Annotated in this window: 14 protein-coding genes; 6 read left to right on the plus strand and 8 right to left on the minus strand. The window is 66.9% G+C overall.

Annotated elements, in window-relative coordinates; all coding sequences use genetic code 11:
• Positions 1 to 227 precede the first annotated feature (227 nt).
• Positions 228 to 1076 carry a menaquinone biosynthetic enzyme MqnA/MqnD family protein gene (locus ACZ4MF_RS42720; protein ID WP_467498954.1) on the plus strand — a complete coding sequence of 283 codons (849 nt, stop codon included), beginning with the start codon at positions 228 to 230 and terminating at the stop codon, positions 1074 to 1076.
• Positions 1077 to 1165: 89 nt separating this feature from the next.
• Positions 1166 to 1309, plus strand: coding sequence for a hypothetical protein (locus ACZ4MF_RS42725; protein ID WP_467498956.1), 144 nt, complete (start codon positions 1166 to 1168; stop codon positions 1307 to 1309).
• Between the two features lie 191 nt (positions 1310 to 1500).
• Here ACZ4MF_RS42725 and ACZ4MF_RS42730 read toward each other — a convergent pair whose 3' ends face one another.
• From ACZ4MF_RS42730 to ACZ4MF_RS42740, 3 genes are read right to left on the minus strand one after another with little or no spacing between them, the layout of a single operon-like run.
• Positions 1501 to 1731, minus strand: coding sequence for a DUF7848 domain-containing protein (locus ACZ4MF_RS42730; protein WP_467498958.1), 231 nt, complete (start codon positions 1729 to 1731; stop codon positions 1501 to 1503).
• Positions 1728 to 2069, minus strand: coding sequence for a hypothetical protein (locus ACZ4MF_RS42735; protein ID WP_467498959.1), 342 nt, complete (start codon positions 2067 to 2069; stop codon positions 1728 to 1730). The genes ACZ4MF_RS42730 and ACZ4MF_RS42735 overlap by 4 nt, the downstream gene beginning before the upstream one ends.
• Positions 2066 to 2401, minus strand: a complete 336-nt coding sequence (locus ACZ4MF_RS42740) for a hypothetical protein (protein ID WP_467498961.1) — start codon at positions 2399 to 2401, stop codon at positions 2066 to 2068. The genes ACZ4MF_RS42735 and ACZ4MF_RS42740 overlap by 4 nt, the downstream gene beginning before the upstream one ends.
• Before the next feature lie 214 nt (positions 2402 to 2615).
• Between ACZ4MF_RS42740 and ACZ4MF_RS42745 the strand changes: the two genes are divergently transcribed.
• The gene (locus ACZ4MF_RS42745) at positions 2616 to 2846 is read left to right on the plus strand and encodes a winged helix-turn-helix domain-containing protein (protein WP_467499002.1); all 231 of its coding nucleotides are present in this window, start codon (positions 2616 to 2618) and stop codon (positions 2844 to 2846) included.
• 157 nt (positions 2847 to 3003) lie between these two features.
• On the opposite strand, the gene ACZ4MF_RS42750 is transcribed toward ACZ4MF_RS42745, so the two are convergent.
• Complete coding sequence (locus ACZ4MF_RS42750; protein ID WP_467498963.1) at positions 3004 to 3534, minus strand: hypothetical protein; 531 nt, start codon at positions 3532 to 3534, stop codon at positions 3004 to 3006.
• 887 nt (positions 3535 to 4421) lie between these two features.
• On the opposite strand from ACZ4MF_RS42750, the gene ACZ4MF_RS42755 reads away from it, so the two are divergent.
• Positions 4422 to 5075 carry a hypothetical protein gene (locus ACZ4MF_RS42755; RefSeq protein WP_467498965.1) on the plus strand — a complete coding sequence of 218 codons (654 nt, stop codon included), beginning with the start codon at positions 4422 to 4424 and terminating at the stop codon, positions 5073 to 5075.
• Complete coding sequence (locus ACZ4MF_RS42760) at positions 5063 to 6100, plus strand: hypothetical protein (RefSeq protein WP_467498967.1); 1038 nt, start codon at positions 5063 to 5065, stop codon at positions 6098 to 6100. Before ACZ4MF_RS42755 ends, ACZ4MF_RS42760 begins: the two co-directional genes overlap by 13 nt.
• A 192-nt stretch (positions 6101 to 6292) precedes the next feature.
• Here the strand turns inward: ACZ4MF_RS42760 and ACZ4MF_RS42765 are convergent, their stop codons facing one another.
• Genes ACZ4MF_RS42765 through ACZ4MF_RS42775 form a run of 3 tightly spaced genes read right to left on the minus strand, consistent with a single transcriptional unit; the run spans position 6293 to position 8767 of the window.
• Positions 6293 to 6778 carry a hypothetical protein gene (locus ACZ4MF_RS42765; protein WP_467498969.1) on the minus strand — a complete coding sequence of 162 codons (486 nt, stop codon included), beginning with the start codon at positions 6776 to 6778 and terminating at the stop codon, positions 6293 to 6295.
• A 9-nt stretch (positions 6779 to 6787) separates the two neighbouring features.
• A complete protein-coding gene (locus ACZ4MF_RS42770; protein WP_467498971.1) occupies positions 6788 to 8407 on the minus strand; it encodes an alpha/beta hydrolase in 1620 nt (539 codons plus the stop codon).
• A 42-nt stretch (positions 8408 to 8449) separates the two neighbouring features.
• Positions 8450 to 8767 carry a hypothetical protein gene (locus tag ACZ4MF_RS42775; RefSeq protein ID WP_467498973.1) on the minus strand — a complete coding sequence of 106 codons (318 nt, stop codon included), beginning with the start codon at positions 8765 to 8767 and terminating at the stop codon, positions 8450 to 8452.
• 404 nt (positions 8768 to 9171) lie between these two features.
• Here ACZ4MF_RS42775 and ACZ4MF_RS42780 point away from each other — a divergent pair, with 404 nt between their 5' ends.
• The gene (locus tag ACZ4MF_RS42780; RefSeq protein WP_071383406.1) at positions 9172 to 9447 is read left to right on the plus strand and encodes a WXG100 family type VII secretion target; all 276 of its coding nucleotides are present in this window, start codon (positions 9172 to 9174) and stop codon (positions 9445 to 9447) included.
• 91 nt (positions 9448 to 9538) lie between these two features.
• On the opposite strand, the gene ACZ4MF_RS42785 is transcribed toward ACZ4MF_RS42780, so the two are convergent.
• The gene (locus ACZ4MF_RS42785; protein WP_467498976.1) at positions 9539 to 13984 is read right to left on the minus strand and encodes an FtsK/SpoIIIE domain-containing protein; all 4446 of its coding nucleotides are present in this window, start codon (positions 13982 to 13984) and stop codon (positions 9539 to 9541) included.
• Positions 13985 to 14050 lie beyond the last annotated feature (66 nt).

Consider the following 14050-nt stretch of genomic DNA (forward strand, 5'->3'; position numbering starts at 1 on the left):
GCTGCACAACTGCATTCGTCTGAAAACGACGAGAGCCCGCGGTCACATGCTCCGCAGGCTCTGTACTGCAAGGGAAACCAAACTGCAACTTGCGGCGAGCCTAGCACGCGGGCAGCCGAAAGCAATAGAGGGCAAGATCACTTCACCCGGATGTTTGAACGGCTGTTACTCCGTTCGATGTCGGGGTCGGTCGCAGCACCGTACCGCACGGGGTCTAGCCTCGCGATGTGGACAATTCTCGCACCCGGCCACGCGTGGGCCACATCCAGTTCCTGAACTGCCTGCCCCTCTACTGGGGGCTCGCGAGAACCGGCACGCTCCTCGACTTCGAGCTGACCAAGGACACCCCGGAGAAGCTCAGCGAGCAGCTCGTGCGCGGCGATCTCGACATCGGTCCGATCACCCTCGTCGAGTTCCTGCGCAACGCGGACGATCTCGTCGCCTTTCCCGACATCGCCGTCGGCTGCGACGGCGACGTCATGTCCTGCGTGATCGTCTCGCAGGTCCCCCTCGACCGCCTCGACGGCGCCCGGGTCGCCCTCGGCTCGACCTCCCGCACCTCGGTCCGGCTCGCCCAGCTGCTGCTCGCCGAGCGCTACGGCGTCCACCCCGAGTACTACACCTGCCCGCCCGACCTCAGCCTGATGATGCAGGAGGCCGACGCCGCCGTCCTGATCGGGGACGCGGCACTGCGCGCCAACCTCCTCGACGGCCCGCGCTACGGCCTGACCGTGCACGACCTCGGGCGGATGTGGAAGGAGTGGACCGGCCTGCCGTTCGTCTTCGCGGTCTGGGCGGCCCGCAGGGAGTACCTGGAGCGCGAGCCGCTCATCACCCGCCAGGTCCACGAGGCCTTCCTCGACTCCCGCAACGTCTCCCTGGAGGAGGTCGGCAAGGTCGCCGAACAGGCCGCCCGCTGGGAGAACTTCGACGAGGCGACCCTGGCGCAGTACTTCACCACCCTCGACTTCAGCTTCGGCGCCCCGCAGTTGACGGCCGTCGCCGAGTTCGCCCGCCGGGTGGGCCCGACGACGGGGTTTCCGGCGGACGTGAAGGTGGACCTGCTGGCGCCGTGAGCCGCCGGGGTCTGCTCCCGCTGACGCCGCGTCATCCGCTGTATCGGCGATCAGGCGCCCCGGCCCCGTTCTTCCGAGATCACCGAGGTGTGGCGTCGGCGCCCAGCTTTCTGCCGGGCGACAAGCTGACGGCCGTGGACCCGGAGACCGGCAGCACCCGTTGGACGCTGTCGCCCAACGGTCGGCGCGGTTTCTGGAACCCGACCGTGATAGACGGCGTGCTGTACGCGTGACCACGACCGCGGCGTCTGGGCCGTCGACGCCACCGGGGGCAAGCGGATCTGGCTCTGCGAGGAGAGTTCCAGGGGATCGCAGACGTTCCTCAAGGCCGGCAAGACGCTGTACGGGCAGGCCGCGGAACCCTTCGCTTCCACTGCCTGCCCGTGCCGCCGGGGCGGCGCCGATGGCCTCGGTGGCCTCGGAGTCACTCGTCGCGGGACACTCGGGCGTGATCGGTCACGACCCGGCGGAACAGGGTGTGACCGGTACGCCCGGAGTGCCGCAGAGCCCAGTCCTGGGCGGCTTCCTGGGCCTCCCGAGGCTCCGAGTACGCGCCGCAGTGGAGAGCGGTGCAGTACACCTCGTAGACCATCCCGCCTTCCGTGTCGTGCCGGATGGTGTGCGGGACGTAGCGATAGACGGCGCGCGGACTCACGGGCACCTTCCCGAGCCTGTGTTGCCCCTGATCGCCAGGGGCTGGAACTCGGCCCCGGGCAGCCGCATGCCGCGCGATTCCGCCACGCGCAGGACGTCGCTCAGGCACTCGGCGAGCCGGACCCCGGCGAACCGCACCTCGGTGCAGGGCGCCTTCGGATCGTCGAGCACCTTGCGGGCGAGGACGAGCACGTCCGCGCCCGAGGTCACCAGAACGGCCTCGATGTCATCGGCCAGACGCGACAGGTGCCCGCCTTCGCTGTCCGGTACGAGGTAACAGGGGTTGCCCTCGGACGACAGCCAGGGCAGGAGACGGACGGTGGTGACTGACTCCGTCACGCGGCCACCCCCTGCGTTCCGATCAGGTGCTGGTCGAGGTCGATCCCGAAGTCGGCGGCGAGAACAAGCGCGAGTCGCCGACGTGCCTGCCGGGTGGATTCCCTCTCCAGCGCAGCGAGGTAGGGGCGTACGAGGAGTGTCGTGCTGCCGTCGATCGGGCCGTGAAGGCTGTAAGGGGAGCGGGGGGTGGGGAGTGGCACGGGTGTGTGCGAGACGGTGGGCCGGGCGGCGGGCGCCGGTGGGAGAGGGCGGTTGCGGGCGCGGCGTCGACCTGTGCCGGGGGCGAGCATCAGGCTCAGTCGGTCGAGGATCCGGTGGATAAGCTTGCGCATGTCGGTCTGGTCCATTCAGATCGGCCACTCCCCGGGAGGTCTGTCCACCTCGCCGGGGTCTTCCCATTCCAAGATACAGGGTGCTTATTAGTGATGTATAGCGGTGTGCCGTGCTCCATCGAACTGTGCAGGTCAGTACTGTCGTACGTTGTTCGATATGGCAGAGCACCCGAGTGGGTCCCCCATCGACCCGAACGAGATCGCTTACGTATACATGCAGGTCGCGAACCACATTGCCGCGCGCATCAAGTCAGGCGAACTGCGGCCGGGGGCACGGCTGCCTGGAGAGCGGGATCTCGCTGCGGAATATGGCGTCGCTCACCTGACTGCGCGGCGAGCCACGCGAGAGCTTCGGGAGCGCGGGCTTGTCGTAACGCTTCCATCCAAGGGCACCTTCGTGGCGTACCGAGAATTGGACGGGGTGCCAGACGGCGGCCAGGGATAGCGCAAGAGCCGGAGACCTGCTGGCCAAACAGGGGTAAGGCTGAGGTCCTCGACAGCGGCGGGACTATCAGCCGCTGGCCGAGGCACCGATGCCCTTGCCGCTCTTGCTGCAGTGATCATCTTCCTGGACCGCTACTTCAACGTGCGACGTCCGCTGCCTAGTCCCGGCATGGGCCATCGGTAACAGAGCCGCTGCCGTTCACCGTGTCCGGAACGGTGGCGCAGACTTGCTTGCCGCTGTCCTCGTCGGTCACCGTCACGTGCCCATTTGTGGAGAAGGAATCTCCCTCCTCCGTTTTGTACCCGATCTGGGCGGTCAATGTCGTCGGGGTCGACAGCAGTACGTCACGCGGAGAGGTACTGCACGGCGACGGGACGTACGTGGAAGCCCCGCCGGGCACCGAACCGCTCGGATAGACGAAGGTGGGTTCAGGGGAAGAGGGGTCGCAATGCCGAGCCTCCTCCACCGCGTCGTCGATGACCTGGCGACCGGCGGCATGCAGTCCGTCGCTCGTCCGCTGGTTCTCGATGTAGTGGTCGAACAAACCGAGTCCGCCCAGCACGCACAACGTCGTGCCGAGTCCGAGTAGCCAGCTTCTCAGAGACTTGCCATCGCCCTTCGGTCCGGATCCCCTGGCCAAGAGCGCGGCAGAGGCGGCGACCACCCCACCGACCACGAGCATGCCCACGGCAGGCCCGATCGGGAAGGGGCCCGTGTGTATCCCCTGAACCGGCAACGGCTGAGCAATTACCATCTACGGCGCCCCATTCGAACAGACCCGACCGTCAGCCTAACGAACTCGTTAGGGGCTGCTTCTTGGATTAGCCGGCAATCCCGGAGCCAGCCACCCGTGGCGCTCGCCTTATGCACCGTCACTCGTCCTCTTGCGATTCATGGCGGCCTGCCTCGCCTGAGCCTTGGTGACCAGACGGTTCTCCTCCGCAGGGTAGGAGTCGAACAACTTGCTCAGAGCCCCCATGCGGCCATGGAAGTCGTTACCCCACTTGTCGGCGTCTGCACCGACCCAAGACTCGTAGCTGATCAGGTTGTTGATGGCCTTGATGGCGGACCGAATGTTTGAGACGGACGCCGCGTACCAGCAGCTCGGTGGCTCCCATCCCGGTCCCGTGCTTCCGCGTCTCGTCCACGAGGCACTCACTGACGTCTCACACCACTGCGCGAATCATGTTCGGCAGGGTAGATGGTCCGGCGCAGAGGCGAGGTGGCCCTCTCCGCTCCCGGATTTCCGCAAGCCAGTCTCGCGTGCGCCAAAGCGAGGGGCGAATGTCAGCCCTGCGTAGAGAACGTACGCAGACGCCGGAGCCGCCCTGCTGCTGACCCGGAAGCCGGGCCGCCGACTCAGGGCCCGATACCTTCAAGCTGGCTGACGTGCAGGGATGTGGTGAGCTTGATGAAAACGGAACATAGCGCTCGGCTGCCCCTCGAAGACTGTGGATTGGGCCAATATCGGCCACGTTGCGATCCCGCTACCCATGGTCATTCGCCACCGTGACACCCTGTGCCCTGGGTATCGTCATGTCCACTACGAAGCCCTCGCCTCACTGGGAGTCACACGTGAACCGCCGCCCTCTGCTCATCGCGGCCGCGCTGACGAGCGCCGCGGCCCTGTCGCTGTCCGCCTGTAGCAGCGGTTCCAAGGACAAGGGCAGCGACAAGATCGCCGGCGCCGGAAGCGGCGACACGACGCAGTCGGCGTCGCCCAGCCCGAGTGCGTCGGCGGTGGCCGATCGCCCGGCGATCTCACTGCCGAGCGATGTGAAGGACGACTTCGAAAATTGGAAGACCGGGGACGGCACGAAGGACGCGGTCCTCACCGACGCCAGCGGCGCGCAGAATGCCATGAACGACGCGATCCTCAAGGGTGATCCCAATACGTCGGCCATGTCCTTCTACTACAAGGACAAAGCCCTCGTCTCCACCGTGAAGTGGGTGCAGAAGTGGAAGGATGCCGGGCTCACCTTCACGGGAACCACGTCCTACTTCAACCCGAAGGTCGAGTTGTTCGGCAAGAACGCGGCCGGGGTCGTGTTCTGCTCGGACGAGACCAAGGCGTTCAACAAGAACCGCAAGACCGGCAAGGTCGACCACTCCGCGCCCGGCAAGGATGCGTTCGTGCTGTACAACATGCGCCTGGAGAAGAACGCCCAGGGCGTCTGGCAGACGGCGGACGGAGTGTCCGTGAGGGGAAGTCAGCCATGCATGCGCTGAAGCGCTGCGGCACGTTGCTCGTCGGCGCGCTCATCCTCGCCGGCACCCTCGCACCGAACCTGGCGTTCGCCACGGGGCCGGGCGGTTCCCAGTTCGACGTCTCGGGCGAGAACCAGCAAGGCGAGAGCCAGACCATCGGCTCGCGCATCTCCTTCCACGGGGCGACCCGCGGTTCCGGCGGCGACTCCGGCGGCTTGGCGCCGGTGACCAACTGGTCACCGCCCGCGTGCTGGTACGAGCCGAAGTGGAACCCCGACGAGTTCGCCAAGCACTTCCACACGGAGTGGGACATCCCCGACGCCAGTGGGGTCGGCGAGGCTTACAACATGGCCAAGGAACACTTCCAGAACGGGAAGCCGTACAAGGACTTCAACAAGGCCGAGACCGGCAAGGGCATGTGGTGGGACGCGGTGCGGGATCCGGCACGGGAGAAGGCCGGTGATCCGGCGGCCTTCGCCTGTGACACCGCCACGTTCTGGGTGAAGAATGGGGAGACGCCTACCGTCAAGAACGCGGTCAACCCAGAGGTCCTGGCCCAACTCGCATACGACAAGATTCAGTTGCCGGACACAAAGGTGACGCTCGCACCGTCCGGCCCCACCAAGGTGAACCTGGCGACTTGGGCGTGGCTGGACAAGAAGGACTTCAAGCCGGTCTCGGTGACCGCCGTGTTGAACGTACCCGGATGGAACCTTCAGGCCACCACGACCGCCAAGCCGATCTCGCTGAAGTTGGATCCCGGCACGCCGGACGCGACGACCTACCCGGCCGGCGGCGAGTGCACGTTCAATGACGACGGCTCCATCGGCAAGGCCTGGGCCCCGGGACTTGGCGACCAGGACCCGCCCTGCGGCATCAAGTACCTGCGTTCGTCAGCCGGCGGGTCCTTCCCTCTGAAGGCGACGATCACCTGGCAGGTCACCTGGACTGGAACGGGTCACCCGAACCCGACTGGCCTGCCCAACGGTGCGTTCGGGGGGACCCAGAACGTCGTCGTCGAAGAGGCGCAGGCGGTCAACCGCTGAATACGAGGCCGGGCGTGCGGAGCCGAGTGCGTGCGCTCGGACACCCTTTACCAGTCCCTGGGAAGCGTGAAGCGCTTTTTGATCTGTTTCTATCCTCGATCTTTCGTGCCGGTCCGTCGACTCCGTAGGCGGACCGGCAGAAAGATCGAGGATAGTGGTCGCAAACTTGTCCGTGCTCTCGGGCCAGCTCCGTCAGACCTTCGGATCGGAGGACGTGGGGACGCATCCTGAGTCGATGCTGATGAACATGGACGACTCGTTCTGTACGCCTACGCCGACCCACCATTCGGACTTGGGTAGCTTGCCTCCGACCCTGGCCGTTTTCGGGTCCGGGATGTCGAGTGTGTATCCGGCCTTGGTGAAGTGCGCCTTCGCTGCGTCCATCACGGGTTGAGACTTGTCCTTGGGGACATGGACCTTCAGGACGTAGGCGTAGGTGAACCTGTGCACACCAGGTGTCTCGGTCGAGCACTTCGCCCAATGGCTGCTGTCGACCGACGTGGCAGCGGATCCAATGGTCGGGCGAACCGCTTCAAGTGTCTCCTGCGCAAGCGTCTGAGCCTTCTTCACCACCGACTTGGGATCGGTGCCGTCGACCCCTGCCCCTCCACAGCCCGCTGTCGCTGCCAACGCTGCTACGGCGGCGGCCGCAGCTCCCTTCGACAACCGTTCCGTCATCTTCACATCTCACCAATCCAAGAGGTCTTCTCCAGCGTGCAATATCCCCTTGCCGCTGGCCTTCAGGTCATCACCGACATCGCTGAGATCATCCAATGCGCCATCCACGTCGCCGCTTACGAGATCACCGCCGGCGCCGATCACGTTGTTCTCCGCCTGCCCGAACGCATGCAACGCGTCGCCTGTGTGCTCGACCGGCGCTCCCCAGTCCCCCATCGCGTGTCCAACGTTCTGCAGGACCGCACCGCCCATGTCAGGCACGGAGACAACTGGGGGCATAGCGAGGTCCGCGAGATTGGGTATCGCGCCGATCTTCTGCTCGGTCGGCATCGCCGTGACCTTGTCCGTCTGGCCGAGCACGATGTCCGTCATGTTGTTCAGGGACGGGCCCTGATCCCAGTATTCGCTGTGCGCGTGGCCGACCCCGCTCCCGTCGCCGGTGTCGAAGGTTTGGCCGCCGAAGGCCGAGGATGTCGGGTCATTGCCGAACCTGATGTGATGGTCGTCGAACCACTCAAGTGGATTGAGCGATGCGGACACTTCCGGAACGGGGTCGAATTTCGCCTTGCCTGCCCAGACGTGACTGGGGTCGAGGTGCAAATCGGATGCTTTGTCGACCGTGACCCCGGGGGAACCCACGAAGATGACGCCGTCGGCTTTCATTCCTGCGTGCGCGAAGGCATCGCCGACGAGGGTCGAGCCGTAGCTGTGTCCGATAAGTGTCACATTGTCCGCGCCGATGTGGTTGGGCTTGAGGGAGTTGACAAAGGCCGCCAACTTGGGCGCTCCGGCGTCCGCGTTACTCTGCGAGGCCGGACCGGGGACGTCCCATTGCGGAGCGTCATAGCCGAGCCAATAGATCGATGCGGTGGAGCCTGGCTTTTGCGTGTTTGCCGTGCCGTAGAGCGTCAGGGCTCGATTGAAGTCACCCGATGCACCGCCCAGGCTCGATCCCGTGCCAGGCACATATACTGCCGTGTTTGCCGCCGTATCCGGGTTTCCGTATGAGACTGCGACGTGCCCCCTGCCTACGTCGTCGAAGCCGAGCAAGAACATGTCCGACCTGTACAACTTGTCGTTCGGATCCGTCAGGTGCTGCCACAGATCCTTAAGTTCCTGCGGGCAGTCCGGCTTTTGAACCGCCGCCTGGAGGCGCAGTCGGTTGAGCTTGTCCGCCACATCGGAGGGCAACCCTTGAAACGCCGTTACATCGTTTGGTGGAGCGGCGTCAGAGTATGCCTTCAGGAACTCCGGGTCGTTCAGGTGCTTCCGGAGGTCACTCTTAACCAGGTTGACCGCGGCCTGATCCTTGCTCGCGAGCGCTTGCTGGAGCAGGGCCGCGTCGGCCGCTCCCATGGAGTACGGCTCCGGAATGCGGACGGTACTGAGCCCTGGGTGTTGCTTCTCCAGGGCTGCTCCCAGAGCCTGTCGGCGCTGGAGCATGGGCAATTGGTCGTCGAGCCAGCCGCAGATGGCAGTCAGACTGTTCAGCGCCTGGACATCTATGCCGAATCGGCCCAACTGGCTCTTGATCGATGATGCGCCGTTGCGCAGCTTCTCCTTGTCTCCCTTGAAGGAGCCGATTGTCCTCAGTAGAGCATCCGGGTCTATCCCGGAGAAATCCCCCATGCTGCCTCTCCCCGTTGCATGCGCGTACGTCGGCCGTGCCTATCAGTTGCGTTCAAGGTCCATTCGCATCATCTTGGCCAGGCCAGGGGTCACCTTGTCCGGGCACTTGGCGATCTCAGCGTCGACTGCCGGGATGACCTTGTCGATCAGGGCCTTCATGTGGGTACGCCGACCTTCGAGTTCCGCATGCCAGGCATCGGCGGCCTTGCCAACCCATACCTTCCCGGAACCAATGTCTTTAGATGTCGTCTCAAGCAGTGTTCTGAGGTCTGCGGTCTGCTTCTGCAGGCTGGCCTTCAGCGACTTCAGGGCTGCAAGGTACGGGTTGTCCACGTTCGCCTGACCATCGGTACTCCCCATGGGCTCCCTCTCAAGCTCCATCGGTCCTTGACGTTCCCAGCATGATGCCATGGGGAACCAAGCAGGATCTGGGGTGAACCGCTCCGAGATCGGTGGACGCTCTACGGGTTGCCCCCAGTCGCCGGCCGGAGCCGGTACTGATCGTGGTGGTCTTTCTTCTGCCGGGCAGGTCGACCTTCTGCTGGGCTGCCGGATCCCCCATGACCTCTCCCCGCTTCCGTCGCATGCGCATGTACCACCGCGAAGCAACATCATGGCATGTGGGAACCAACGGGCATACAGGTGGCGTGTGTTGTAGAGGAATAGGCTGGCACTGAGGTTTCGCGAGTGGCGTAGAGTACGGTGCCACTCGCGGACGACGGGTTCGCAGCAGAGGTTTTTGATACGGGGAGGAGCGGTTAGCCATGGCTAATATCAGTGGTGCCGATCTCGAAGCGCTGAACAAGCTGGTCAATCACTTCAAGAGCCAGAAGATCAACCTGGAGTCGGTGTTCTCCGGTCTGAACTCCGCCTCTGACGAGAGCCAGGCGTACTGGACGGGCCCGCTGGCGGACAAGTTCCGCCATGAGTGGTCCTCGATGAAGCCGCACCTGCAGAAGATCGTGGACCTGCTGCACGAGGCCCACCAGGCTTCGCAGACCCACCACGAGAACATCCGCCGGGCCACTTCGGGTCACTGAGCCAGTAGTTACGGCCCGGGGGCGGGGAGTCCGAAGCTTCGGACTCCCCGCCCCCGGGCCGTTTCTCGTGCCGTGGGTCTCTCTGGCGTCCTCAGTCGTCGACGACCGCCTGCACCTGAGTCGTCGAGCTGCCCTGGACCAGGATTCCGCGGCCCGCGGGGCCTGCCGCGGTCGTGCGGGGCAGGCGAAGGCCGAAGAGCTGTTCGCCGGCGTCCGGGGTGGGAGCGAGGAGGAGGCCGTGGCGGTTGCGTCGCGCCTCGACCACGAAGCCGCGGTACTGGGATCCCAGGACCTCGGCCGAACCGGCCGCGATGACGGCGTGATCGCCGTCCAGTCCGCTGCGGACGACCTCCTCCAGACCCTCGGCCAGCGCGGAGTCGTAGAGGAGTTCCGCGTCGTCCACGAGGACCGCGTAACGCTCGGTCGACACCGGTGACAGGAGTTCGGTGAGATCGTGCTGCGAGGCGTCGCCGGTCAGGACGCCGAGGACGCCGGGCTCGCCCTCCAGGTTCTTCAGTGGAGAGCGTTTCGGGGTGACCAGAACGACGGGCAGGCCGCGCCGGGTCAGTGACCGTGCCATCGTGGTGAGCGTGCTCGACCGGCCCGACTTCGGTGGGCCGGCGATGACGAAGCCGGGACCGGCCTCCGACAAGTCGGCCCCCAGCGGCGCCAGTTCGTCGCCCCCGACGCCCACCAGAGCCCACAGGTCCGAGGCGGGGACGAACTCCGGGTCGAGGGCGAGGGCTTCCCTGGCCGTGCACCGGATGGGCAGGGCGTCCACCCGCATCGGCCGAAGCCGTCGCGGCGGCCGCGGGTGCACACGGGCGGCCTCGGTGGCGATCTGCTGCACTGCCTCCACCTGGGCCTTGCCGGCCGGGTCGGCGGCCAGCAGGGCCAGTTGGCATTCCTGGACGCCGTCGTCCGTGAGACGCAGGGCGCGGCCGGGCGGCATGTCCTTGGGCACGGAACGCGGGTTGATGCCGACCATGCCGTAGTCGTCGGGGTTGGTGAGCCGCAGGATCAGCCGCTCACCGAAAGAGCTGGTCACGGTTCCGGTCGTGCCGCTGCGGTCCGTGGTCATCACCACGCGCAGGCCGACGGCGGGGCCCTCACGGAAGAGGCGGGTGACGGCTTCGATCAGCTTGCCGTAGTCGTAACCCTCGAACGTCTGGACGTAGCTCTCCCAGCCGTCGAGGAGCAGCACCATGTACGGCAGCCTGTCCTCGCCCTGCGCCGACGCCCGCTGCTCGGCGACGCTGGAGAAGCCGAGGTGGGCGAGGAGTTGCTGGCGCCGTGTCACCTCGCCCTGGAGGCGGCCCAGGAGCCGTACCAGGCGTTCTGTCTCGTCGCGGGTGACGACACCGCCCGCATGCGGCAGCCTGGTCAGCGGCAGGAGAACGTTGGCTCCGCAGTCGATGCCGTAGAGGTGCACGTCGGACGGGGACGTGGTCATGGCCACGGAGGCGGCGAGCGTACGCAGCGTGGTGGAGCGTCCGGAGCGAGGACCGCCGACGATCAGCAGGTGCTCGCCGTCCACCAGGTCCAGGTGAAGCGGGGAGCGGGCCTGCCGGGCGGGTACGTCGATGACGCCGAAGACGGCCGGGGACAGGTCGCCCTGTGCGGGACCGGTTTCCTGACGCAGGTCGGCGAGGGCGACGTGGGTGGGCAGCGGCGGCAGCCACGGGCTGTGCGGCTCGCCGAAGCCCATGCGGCGTGACCCGTCCGCGATGGCGTCCACCAGCACCGCGAGATCCGTCACCATGGTGCCGTCGTCGCCGTCGGCGGCTGCCTTGGGCAGGGGACGGCCGATCGCGTTCCACGGCAGCGGGACGAGGCCGACGGCGGGCCGTGACGACTGCCCGGGCCGACGGCCGCCGATGCGCGCGGACTGGACGGCCACCAGCGCGTTCGCACCCGAGCGTACGTACATCCGGCCCGGAGTGGATTTCGCGATGCTCCCCGCGTCCGGCGCGTCGATCACGTCCGCGGACTCGTCGCGGTTGGTCACGCGGAGTGCGATGCGCAGGTTCGTGTTGGCGCGGATGTCCTGGCTGACGACGCCCGCGGGACGCTGTGTGGCGAGGATGAGGTGCACACCGAGAGAGCGCCCGCGGCGTGCGATGTCGACCAGACCGGCGACGAAGTCGGGCAGCTCGGCGACCAGCGAGGCGAACTCGTCGATGATGATGACCAGCCGGGGCATCGGCTCCAGCTCGGGCCGCAGCTGACGGGTGTCGGTGTAGTCCTCGATGTCCTTCGCGGGAGCCTGGAGCAGGAGTTCCTCGCGCCGTCTCAGTTCGGCGGCGAGCGAGGCCAGGGCGCGCTCGGTCAGATGCGCGTCGAGGTCGCTGACCATGCCGACGGTGTGCGGAAGGCGGGCGCAGTCCTGGAAAGCGGCGCCGCCCTTGTAGTCGATCAGAACGAAGTTCAGGGTGTCGGGCCGGTTGTGCACGGCGAGCGAGGTGATGAGGGTCTGCAGCAACTCGGACTTGCCGGCACCTGTGGTGCCGGCGACGAGCCCGTGCGGCCCGTCCAGCCGGAGGTCGAGCGAGAAGGTGCCCTCGGCCCCGACGCCGACCGGGAAGCGGGTGGTGGCACCGCCGGAGCGCCACATCAGCTCGATGGCGGCGCCCGTCGGATCAGGCATCTGCAGCAGGTTCAACAGACGTGCCGCCGACGGCAGCGCACTGTCGGCGTCGTCGCGGCTGACGTCGCGGACGGGAGCCAGTGAGCGGGCCACCAGTTCGCACCACTCCCGGGACACCTGGTCGGCCAGCACCTCACCCAGTGCGTCGAGTCCCGCACCGCGCAGCAGCACGCGGTCGGCGGAGCCGGTCGGCCAGCAGATCGCCGCGCGGCATTCCTCGGGCAGCAGCCGCTCATCCTCGTCCACGCACAGCGCGAACATGCCGTAAAGCGGCCCTTCCTGCAGCAGTTGGGGAACGCCCGGCACTCGGCGGAGCAGCCGCGCCCCGTCCAGAACGATCAGGGTGTACGGGTCGGGCCGCAGCCGACCCATGCCGCCGGCGGGAGTGGCAGCCTCCTTACGGCGATTCAATTCGTTGAGCAGTTCGGTGACGCGTCGCCCGACGGTCTCGGAGTCGGCGCCCACGAGAGAGACGCAGTCCTGCCCGTTGCGCGGCGCTGTGTGGGGCAGCCAGTGCGCCCAGCTCCAGGCGTCCCCGGCGTCCGGGGTGGAAGAGAGCACCACGATCGACAGATCGCGCGGGCTGTGCAGGACAGCCGACTGGACCGCGAACCAACGGGCGCCGGCCAGCGCCTGGGTACGCGCTCCGGCCAGACCCACGACGCCCAGTTCGGTGAACGGCAGCGGTAGCGGCACATCGTGCACGAGCGGCGGTGCAGGCGGCCCCTCGTCGGCCCTCGACCGAGAGGCGGCGAGTTCGATGTTCGCCGGAAGATCGGCGACGCCGACGCGCAGCACCAGGGCGTCGGGATCGGTGAGCCTGCGTTCCCACAGACGTCGCCGTGGTCCGGTCGCGAACAGCAGGAGAGAGGCGGCGTCCGGGTAGGCGTCACGCCGGGCTCGCTGATCCGCGGCGCACAGGCGGGACAGGTCCTCGTCGTACTTTGCCTTCTGGGCCTTGTACTCCTTCATGGTGGTGCGGTGCTTCTTCTTGCCCTCGCGGTTCTGGCTGACCCATTCGCCGGCCATCATGACCGGGCTCATCAAGCAGAACAGCAGCGTGTACGTCTGCTTGGTCATGAGGTACATGACCACGCCGAAGATCAACGGGGTGATCGAGGCGATCAGTTGGAAGCGGTGGCGCTCGGCTTTGCCGGGGGAGTCCGGAACCACGAGCCTCGCGCGTGGCGGGAGCGAACTCAGCCGGGGCGGGCGGTTGTAGGCCAGTCCGCCCTCGCCCATGGGTGCCAGGTGCGCGTCGGGTTCCACCGGACTGTCGAGGACCAGCAGGGAACTGCCGCAGGTGAGGAGCGCGCCCAGCGGCCACTCGCGTTCCCCGGCAACGGCCTCCCCGTCGAGGAGAACCTCGGCGCCCGCCGCTCCCGGCGTCAGGGTGACCCGGCCGTCGACGGCGACGCTCACCCGCAGCGCTTCGTGGGGGAGGTGGGGATCGGGGACTGTGACGGTGCAACCGGGCCCCGATCCGATCGTGCTCACGCCCGCGGCCAGCCGGGCGACTCTGCCTGCGCCGGGACCTCCGGTGACCCGCAACTCGTAGCGCCCGGAAGGTTCACCGGACCGGAGAAACGGTCCGATGGCGTCGTCGACGGATATCCGCATGCCATCGCGGAGCACGTCGCCCGCCGGGAGGTCTGGTTCGCAGTACCGGCCGTCGGCCCACAGGCCGTCTGAGGCGCCGGGTGCCGACGCACCGCCGGGTCGTGCGTCGTACGGGTCGTACCGACCGTGCCGCAGTGCGGTGACGGTGGTGGGGGCGGCCGAGGGTGCCAGCGTCTTGGCCACCTCGGCGACGCTCGCGTCCTCACCGAAGTCGAGGATGACGTCCTGTGGATCCGTGCCCTGTCGGACCACCGTCACGGACAGCCGCATCGGCCGTGTTCCTTCCTGGGGACCGTGGCGCCGCCACGTCGAATGCCGGCAAGGCTATCCGGCCCG

It is taken from the genome of Streptomyces sp. NPDC025793 (assembly GCF_055558375.1).

Excerpts from the sequence above, each read along its gene's own strand:
- ACZ4MF_RS42745 (WP_467499002.1), top strand. The coding sequence starts at position 2,616 with ATGCAGGTCGCGAACCACATTGCCGCGCGCATCAAGTCAGGCGAACTG.
- ACZ4MF_RS42775 (WP_467498973.1), bottom strand. The coding sequence starts at position 8,767 with ATGGGGAGTACCGATGGTCAGGCGAACGTGGACAACCCGTACCTTGCA.
- ACZ4MF_RS42780 (WP_071383406.1), top strand. The coding sequence starts at position 9,172 with ATGGCTAATATCAGTGGTGCCGATCTCGAAGCGCTGAACAAGCTGGTC.
- ACZ4MF_RS42740 (WP_467498961.1), bottom strand. The coding sequence starts at position 2,401 with ATGCGCAAGCTTATCCACCGGATCCTCGACCGACTGAGCCTGATGCTC.
- ACZ4MF_RS42770 (WP_467498971.1), bottom strand. The coding sequence starts at position 8,407 with ATGGGGGATTTCTCCGGGATAGACCCGGATGCTCTACTGAGGACAATC.
- ACZ4MF_RS42760 (WP_467498967.1), top strand. The coding sequence starts at position 5,063 with ATGCATGCGCTGAAGCGCTGCGGCACGTTGCTCGTCGGCGCGCTCATC.
- ACZ4MF_RS42785 (WP_467498976.1), bottom strand. The coding sequence starts at position 13,984 with ATGCGGCTGTCCGTGACGGTGGTCCGACAGGGCACGGATCCACAGGAC.
- ACZ4MF_RS42765 (WP_467498969.1), bottom strand. The coding sequence starts at position 6,778 with ATGACGGAACGGTTGTCGAAGGGAGCTGCGGCCGCCGCCGTAGCAGCG.